We start from the raw sequence: 517 nt of genomic DNA, 5'->3' as shown, positions 1-517 counted from the left end.
AAAGTTGTGGGCGAGCCCTTGCGGATCCGAAAACAATTGCGACCTTTGCACTCCCCACACGGTAGCACGGGTCGGGAAAACGAAAAGTGAGAAGGCGGCCGGCAGGGCAGCCACTGGAAGCGGGAAGTAAAGCCGAAGTGACCAGAGAAAATTACTGAAAAAAACTTTTGCAAAGTGCTTGAAGAATTCAAAACTCTTCTTACCTTTGCAGCCCGCTTCAGCCGGAAGCATCACAGACTTCAGCCGGAAGCTGCTCCGGGAGACACCGTAACAGGGTCTGCAGGAAAAAGGAAAAAAAGATTTGCGCTGGGTATTGCGGATTTAAAAAGTCTTCTTACCTTTGCAACCCGCTCCGGAACGAGGGTTTCGAAAGCGGCTCTCCAGCCAACAGGGCGGAGAAAAAGAGAAAAAAAAGATTGAAATTTGCTTGCGGATTGGAAAGTTTTTCCGACCTTTGCACACCGAAAACGACGAACGCTTCACACGGAACGCTCGCTTCGGAAACACAAGCAAGACA

2 protein-coding genes are annotated in these 517 nt (G+C 49.9%); both read right to left on the bottom strand.

The window, feature by feature from the left end; translation table 11 throughout:
* Window positions 1–234, bottom strand: a 234-nt coding sequence (locus AC5FXQ_RS21790; RefSeq protein WP_493604517.1) for a hypothetical protein, incomplete at its 3' end; no start/stop codon positions are given.
* Window positions 235–334: 100 nt separating this feature from the next.
* A partial coding sequence (locus AC5FXQ_RS21785; protein ID WP_493604516.1) for a hypothetical protein occupies window positions 335–517 on the bottom strand: 183 nt, incomplete at its 5' end.

Source organism: Pontibacter sp. LHS1 (assembly GCF_058932855.1).
Note: the sequence above shows the minus strand (reverse complement) of the source record. Positions and strands in the feature narration are given on the sequence as shown.